The following is a 6,000-nucleotide window of genomic DNA, read 5'->3' on the forward strand; positions in this document are numbered from 1 at the left end:
ATTTCTTCTAAGAATATGGAATTACATTCAGATATTATAATCAAAACAGAAAATCTCACCTTAAAAACTGTAGATTCTACATATGTAGATGACATTTTAAAACATTTTACTAAGGAAGTTACGCGGTATATGCCTTTTAATCCGGAAGGTAATAAAAAAGAGATTAGTGACTTTGTAGAAAACTCAGAAAGAACTTTATTGCTAAATACAGACCTGGTGATGGTCGTTTTAGATTCGAATAAAGAATTTATAGGATGTTGTGGCATTCATAATATTACAAAGGAATCAATTGAGCTAGGATTATGGCTAAAAAGTAGCTCCCAGGGAAAAGGATTAGGAACTGAAATTGTAACAGCTCTTATCAGATTTCTGGAAGATCATTTTACATTTAAATATATTTTATATCCGGTAGACGAAGAAAATATAGCAAGCAGAAAAATTCCTGAAAAAATAGGATTTGTTCCTTTTATTACATATAAAAAAAATAAAAATAACCTCTATGATCTCAATATTGTAGAGTATAGAAAATATTATTAATCTATCATAAAAAAAACCCTGAAAATTGGTTGAACTTTCAGGGCCTTCAAATAATAAACTATTAAAAAAATAAACTAGGAACTGAGTATTTTTCAGAGGATTTCACCCTCTGTTACTCTGATGTAAAGTTAGAAAAAATATAAATTATTTAAAAATATTTTTTTGTTAAAAATTTCACAATTTACTAGTAACCAAATAATTAAACATCTGTTTTACATCCAATTCATATTCCTCATAAAAATAGTATCTTTAAGCGTAAAAAATTGAAAATTCTATGGACATCGAATTCAACAAACGAGAAGATCAGAACAGATTAAAATTATCAGAGATAAATCGCTTGCTTGCCGAGATCAAAAAAGGAGGTGGCGAAAAGAGACTTCAAAAGCTTCGTGACGAAGGAAAAATGACTGCAAGGGAAAGAATAGAATATCTTCTTGATAAAGGTTCAGATTCCATAGAAGTAGGTGCTTTCGCCGGTTATGAAATGTATGAAGAGCATGGAGGCTGCCCTAGCGGTGGTGTTGTAGTGGTTATTGGCTATGTTTCCGGAAGACAATGTATCGTTGTAGCAAATGATGCATCAGTAAAGGCTGGAGCATGGTTTCCTATCACTGGAAAGAAAAATCTGAGAGCTCAGGAGATTGCAATGGAAAACAGACTTCCAATCATTTATCTTGTAGATTCTGCAGGGGTTTACTTACCTATGCAGGATGAAATTTTCCCGGATAAAGAAATGTTCGGTAGAATATTCAGAAATAATGCTAAAATGAGTGCTTCAGGAATTATTCAAATCTCAGCTGTTATGGGAAGCTGTGTAGCTGGTGGTGCTTATCTTCCGATTATGAGTGATGAAGCTATGATTGTAGATAAAACAGGTTCTATTTTCCTTGCCGGAAGCTACCTTGTAAAGGCTGCCATAGGAGAAAGCATCGATAATGAAACATTAGGAGGAGCTACTACTCATTGTTCTATTTCAGGAGTTACGGATTATAAAGCGAAAGATGATAAAGATGCTTTAGACAGAATCAAAAATATCATGAAATCTATTGGAAGTACGGAAAAAGCAGGCTTTGACAGAATAGAAAGTTTCCCACCAAAAGAAAACCCTGATAATATCTTCGGAATCATGCCTGTTTCAAGAGCTGAACAATATGATACATACGAAATTATCAAATGCATCGTAGATAACTCTGAATATGAAGAATATAAGCCAGACTACGGTAAAAGCATTATTTGTGCTACAGCAAGAGTGGATGGATGGTCTGTAGGAATTGTTGCTAATCAAAGAAAATTGGTTAAAAGCGGTAAAGGTGAAATGCAGTTTGGAGGAGTAATTTATTCTGATTCTGCAGATAAAGCGACAAGATTCATTGCAAATTGTAACCAAAGAAAAATTCCTTTAATCTTCTTACAGGACGTTACCGGATTTATGGTAGGTTCGAAATCAGAGCATGGAGGAATCATTAAAGATGGTGCTAAAATGGTAAATGCAGTTTCTAATTCTGTAGTTCCTAAATTCACAATTATTACAGGAAACTCTTATGGAGCAGGAAACTATGCCATGTGTGGAAAAGCTTATGATCCAAGACTTATTGTTGCGTGGCCTTGGGCAGATCTAGCCGTGATGGGAGGAGCACAAGCAGCAAAAGTTCTAGCTCAGATTCAGGAATCAACATTGAAAAAGCAAGGAAAACAGATATCAGAAGAAGAACATAACGAAATTCTTGATACAATTTCTAAAAAATACCAAAAGCAAACAGAATCCACTTACGCAGCAGCCAGATTATGGACAGATGCTATTATCAATCCTACAGATACAAGAAAATGGATCTCTATGGGGATTGAAGCAGCAAATAACTCTCCTATTACCGAAAAATTCAATTTAGGAGTTATTCAGGTTTGATAATTCTCCCGATTAAAAATAAAAAAAGATGTGGAATTGATCTCCACATCTTTTTGCTTTATATACTTGAAATTTTAGAAAATTTAAGAAAAGAAAACTCCTGTTCTGAATCTTTCTCTATTCAGTTTTTTATTCACAGCCAATCCCCAAAGAATAAACTCTTTTAAGAATAAAATATCTTCAGATTGAGTATCTGATTGGTATTTTTCAATAATCTGATCAAGAGGGTAAATCTTATTAAGAGATTTCGCATAAGATTCATCCGAAGATTCATCTGTAATTTCTAAGAATCCATCATCTTCCAAAAACCAATCCGTAATCTGGCTAAAGGGTCCGTCAATGCTCTTTTTTTCTAGTTTTTCCACTTTTGGAAAATAGGAAGTGAATAAAGTTCTGATTGCATTATCAATCAATAATTGAGCAACCGCTTCTGCTCCTTCCTGTTCTCCTTCATAAACAAGTTCTACTTTTCCAGTGATCGCAGGAATTACCCCCACAAAATCACTTAATCTTACAGAAGTTGCTTCATCACCTGTTAGTAAAGATCTACGCTCCGCCGTACTCAATAGATTTTCGAAAGCTGTAATACTCATACGGGCACTCACTCCACTTTTTGAGTCTACATATTCACTTTCACGAGCTTCAAAACCAATCTGTTCCAAAAGGTCTTTTGCTAAAGAAGGAACATATACTCCATCTTTCTGACGGCTGTCTAAACTTGATTCATAATTCGTAATTTCTCTTGCAACATTGATATTTTCAGGATAATGAGTCAAAATTTGTGATCCTATACGATCTTTCAATGGAGTCACAATACTACCTCTGTTGGTATAATCCTCAGGATTCGCAGTGAAAACAAACTGTATATCTAAAGGCATTCTCACCTTAAATCCTCGAATCTGTACATCTCCTTCCTGCAAAATATTAAACAAAGAAACCTGAATTCTCGCCTGAAGATCCGGCAATTCATTAATTACAAAAATACAACGGTTTGCTCTAGGGATCATTCCAAAATGAATCACACGGTCATCTGCATAAGAAAGTTTAAGATTAGCTGCTTTAATAGGATCCACATCGCCAATCAGGTCCGCAACAGTCACATCCGGAGTAGCCAATTTTTCGAAAAACCTTTCATCACGGTGAAGCCATTCTATTGGGGTATTATCTCCTTCCTTTTCAATTAACTCTTTAGCATAACGGGAAATCGGATGAAATGGATCATCATTGATTTCGCTTCCTGCCACAAGAGGAATCCACTCATCTAATAAAGATGTCATCATCCTTGCCAGTCTGGTTTTCGCCTGACCTCTCAACCCTAATAAATTAATATTATGTCTACTTAGAATAGCATGCTCTAATTGAGGAATCACTGTATTTTCATACCCGAAAATTCCTTTAAATACAGACTCTTTATTACGAATTTTAATTTTTAAATTATCTCTTAACTCGTCTTTTATATTTTTTGATATATATCCTGATGCTCTCAATGAACCCAGTGTCTTTATGTTTGGCTTCTCAGTCATTTTATTTAAAATCTGTTTTTATAACTTTTGAAAAAAATATTTTTAATGAATAATCATTCTTTAACGGATTCTTTTCTTACGATTGGTCTCATAATCCTCAAAAATCATATGCCCTAGACCATTAAGCCCCGTGTAAAAAGCTTTACCTTGATTCTCTTCTGTAAATTCACTCACGAAACGCTGTAAATAAGGATCCTGTGCAATCATGAAAGTAGTAATGGGAATATGCAGCCTCCTAGCCTGAGATGCCATATTATAACATTTCTGAACAACATATTCATCTAAGCCGTAAGAATTCATGTAATAACTACCATCAGCCTGACGAACACAACTTGGTTTTCCGTCAGTAATCATAAAAATCTGCTTATTGGTATTTCTTTTTCTTCGTAAAATATCCATTGCCAATTGAAGTCCGGCAACCGTATTGGTATGATAAGGACCAACCTGCAGATAAGGCAATTCCTGAATTTTAACAGGCCACGCATCGTCTCCGAAAACAATAATATCCAGAGTATCTTTCGGGTAACGGGTTGTAATTAGTTCGGCAAGTGCCATTGCTACTTTTTTCGCTGGAGTGATGCGGTCTTCACCATACAATATCATGCTATGGCTAATATCAATCATCAAGACAGTACTCATCTGTGATTGATGAATGCTGTCTTCTACAATTAAATCATCTTCAGTAAGATAAAAGTCCCCTATACCGTTATTGACCTGAGCATTTTTAAGACTTTCCGTAATAGAAATTTTTTCTACCGGATCACCAAAATTGTAATTACGAAATTCTCCTGTCGTATCATCTCCTGTTCCACTCTTATTGGTTTTATGATTACCGTTACCACTTTTTCCAAGGTTTCCGAATATTTGATTAAGTGCTTGTTTACGAATATTCTGTTCCATTTTTGCACTCAAACGAATTCCGTTCCCTCCATTAGAATCAATTTCTTCACGGATATATCCTTTCTTTTTAAGGTCCTCTATAAAATCGTCAATAGTGTATTCCGGAGTAGTAAGCTGATATTCTTCATCCAGCATTCGAAGCCAGTCGATTGCTTCATCAAAATCTCCTGAGGTGTGGGTCAGCAAATCGGTAAAAATTTCAAGCAAACGATCAAATACAGATAGTTCGGGTGCTTTGTAAGTATCAAATCTGAACCCTCTCACAATATGCTCTTTCATGAAATAAAGTTACAACATAAATAAAAAATCTTTAAGAGATTTAATCTATTGTAGTCTTTATGAATAGAAATAATATAGGTTTAATTTCAGAATATAATTTTTAGGAGCTATTTCCTGCTATCCACTTATACTCCTCGCACCTTACTTTCCAACACCCAAAGCATCCAGCTATCCAATGCAGCTGCGGGGTAGCCGTTACTATCAGGGCTAGGGAGGAGATTGTATTAATGATTAGTGATAAAAGAGGATTATTTGCCTATAAAATAAATTCCAACCACTTTATGATGAGTAACCTACAATGGGTAATTAGTGATGAATAATAAATGATGAATATTTGTATGATACTTTGATTTGTAAGTAATTATCATTCTCTTTGTCATCCCGTAGGGATCTAGACAGTTGAAAGGCTACTCGATAGCTATCAAACTCTCTGGTATTATTCTACCCAATAAAAAGTTTCAATAGCCCTAGTTAAAGATCCTTACAGGATGACAAAAGTGGTGGGAAAAATGATACCAGGAATAAAAAGGTTGAATGAAAAAAACTTATAGTTATATTATATACAGATTAAGTATTCAATAGAAGTGGGCTTTAGCCCGCTTTATCATAAAGAATAATTCCAATGGCTTTAGCCAAAACGTAAGAAAATAAATTGTAATAAGTCTTTTTTTGAGAACGCCCTGCATTATTCATTATTCATTATTCATTACTCATTACTCATTACTTATTATCCATGTTCTTTTGGGTATTATTGTATTATCGTAAGAGCTATTAGGATTAGGTATAGTTCAAAAAAAAAGTCTCATACATTACTGTATGAGACTTTTAAAAATAAAATAAAAACTGGCGGCGACCTAC

General features: G+C 34.3%; 4 protein-coding genes. 2 read left to right on the top strand and 2 right to left on the bottom strand.

Translation table 11 applies throughout. From position 1 onward, the window contains the following. The first annotated feature begins 15 nt into the window (after window positions 1–15). Together BBI01_RS21600 and BBI01_RS21605 are read left to right on the top strand one after the other, a co-directional pair. Window positions 16–537 (top strand): GNAT family N-acetyltransferase, encoded by a 522-nt coding sequence (locus BBI01_RS21600; RefSeq protein ID WP_065396698.1) that lies wholly within the window; start codon window positions 16–18, stop codon window positions 535–537. Between the two features lie 274 nt (window positions 538–811). Continuing rightward, the gene (locus BBI01_RS21605; protein ID WP_065396699.1) at window positions 812–2,440 is read left to right on the top strand and encodes an acyl-CoA carboxylase subunit beta; all 1,629 of its coding nucleotides are present in this window, start codon (window positions 812–814) and stop codon (window positions 2,438–2,440) included. An 83-nt stretch (window positions 2,441–2,523) separates the two neighbouring features. On the opposite strand, the gene BBI01_RS21610 is transcribed toward BBI01_RS21605, so the two are convergent. Both BBI01_RS21610 and BBI01_RS21615 read right to left on the bottom strand, forming a co-directional pair. Next, window positions 2,524–3,963 carry an AAA family ATPase gene (locus BBI01_RS21610; RefSeq protein WP_065396700.1) on the bottom strand — a complete coding sequence of 480 codons (1,440 nt, stop codon included), beginning with the start codon at window positions 3,961–3,963 and terminating at the stop codon, window positions 2,524–2,526. A gap of 60 nt (window positions 3,964–4,023) precedes the next feature. Then, window positions 4,024–5,142, bottom strand: a complete 1,119-nt coding sequence (locus tag BBI01_RS21615; protein WP_065396701.1) for a vWA domain-containing protein — start codon at window positions 5,140–5,142, stop codon at window positions 4,024–4,026. Window positions 5,143–6,000: the final 858 nt, after the last annotated feature.

The organism is Chryseobacterium artocarpi (genome assembly GCF_001684975.1).
In the GTDB taxonomy this organism is placed as follows: Bacteria; Bacteroidota; Bacteroidia; order Flavobacteriales; family Weeksellaceae; genus Chryseobacterium; species Chryseobacterium artocarpi.

Excerpts from the sequence above, each read along its gene's own strand:
- BBI01_RS21615 (WP_065396701.1), bottom strand. The coding sequence starts at position 5,142 with ATGAAAGAGCATATTGTGAGAGGGTTCAGATTTGATACTTACAAAGCA.
- BBI01_RS21605 (WP_065396699.1), top strand. The coding sequence starts at position 812 with ATGGACATCGAATTCAACAAACGAGAAGATCAGAACAGATTAAAATTA.
- BBI01_RS21610 (WP_065396700.1), bottom strand. The coding sequence starts at position 3,963 with ATGACTGAGAAGCCAAACATAAAGACACTGGGTTCATTGAGAGCATCA.
- BBI01_RS21600 (WP_065396698.1), top strand. The coding sequence starts at position 16 with ATGGAATTACATTCAGATATTATAATCAAAACAGAAAATCTCACCTTA.